At 51.7% G+C, this 886-nt stretch carries 1 protein-coding gene; it reads right to left on the bottom strand.

Annotated elements, in window-relative coordinates; all coding sequences use genetic code 11:
* On the bottom strand, positions 1 to 886 hold an 886-nt coding region (locus AC1EKB_RS06200), incomplete at both ends, for a hypothetical protein (protein ID WP_481249148.1).

Genomic DNA, 886 nt, shown 5'->3' with positions numbered 1-886 from the left:
TGTCCTGGCGTCACAGTTCCACCTTGTCCTGGTGTCACAGTTCCAGTTCCTGGTGTTTCAGTTCCGCCTTGTCCTGGTGTAACAGTTCCAGTTCCTGGTGTTTCAGTTCCACCTTGTCCTGGCGTCACAGTTCCAGTTCCTGGCGTTTCAGTTCCGCCTTGTCCTGGCGTCACAGTTCCACCTTGTCCTGGTGTCACAGTTCCAGTTCCTGGTGTTTCAGTTCCGCCTTGTCCTGGCGTCACAGTTCCACCTTGTCCTGGTGTCACAGTTCCAGTTCCTGGCGTCACAGTTCCACCTTGTCCTGGCGTCACAGTTCCAGTTCCTGGTGTCACAGTTCCAGTTCCTGGTGTTTCAGTTCCACCTTGTCCTGGCGTCACAGTTCCGCCTTGTCCTGGTGTAACAGTTCCAGTTCCTGGTGTTTCAGTTCCAGTTCCACCTTGTCCTGGCGTTTCAGTTCCACCCTGTCCTGGTGTTTCAGTTCCACCTTGTCCTGGCGTAACAGTTACACCTTGTCCTGGCGTTTCAGTTCCACCCTGTCCTGGTGTCACAGTTCCAGTTCCTGGCGTCACAGTTCCACCCTGTCCTGGCGTCACAGTTCCACCAGTTCCACCTTGTCCTGGTGTTTCAGTTCCACCTTGTCCTGGTGTTTCAGTTCCACCCTGTCCTGGCGTCACAGTTCCACCCTGTCCTGGCGTTTCAGGATTTGGATTTGGAGTCGGAGGAGTATGAGGATTACTTAACTTACCAGTATTAGGATCAACATCATACATTGTAGTCGTTGCCGTATTACCACTAGCTGTAACCTTCTTATTACCAACCCTTACTACACGATTCGTTGGATCAACTTTATCCTCTTTACTACTTTCTACCTCTGCTGTAAGACCCT

The sequence above is a fragment of the Gardnerella sialicivorans subsp. sialicivorans genome, assembly GCF_056746795.1.
This window is presented reverse-complemented; position numbering and strand designations above follow the sequence as displayed.